The 315-nt window shown below is 62.9% G+C and carries 1 protein-coding gene; it reads left to right on the top strand.

Features of this window, described 5'->3' with window-relative positions; all coding sequences use genetic code 11:
- Window positions 1–315: fumarate hydratase (locus AC0L3U_RS38950; protein WP_473365048.1), on the top strand; the 315-nt coding region annotated here is incomplete at both ends.

Genomic DNA, 315 nt, shown 5'->3' with positions numbered 1-315 from the left:
CGACCCGGCAGGCGCGCGTAAAAACACCAAGGACAACACCCCGGCAGTGATCCACTACTCCATCGTCCCGGGTAACACCGTGGAAGTGGACGTGGCCGCCAAGGGCGGTGGTTCCGAGAACAAGTCGAAAATGGCCATGCTCAACCCGTCCGACTCGATCGTCGACTGGGTGCTCAAGACCGTTCCGACCATGGGCGCCGGCTGGTGCCCACCGGGCATGCTCGGCATCGGCATCGGCGGCACCGCCGAGAAAGCCGCGGTGATGGCCAAGGAAGTGTTGATGGAATCCATCGACATCCACGAGCTGAAGAAGCG

The organism is Bradyrhizobium sp. Kon69, from assembly GCF_055807515.1.
Note: the sequence above shows the minus strand (reverse complement) of the source record. Positions and strands in the feature narration are given on the sequence as shown.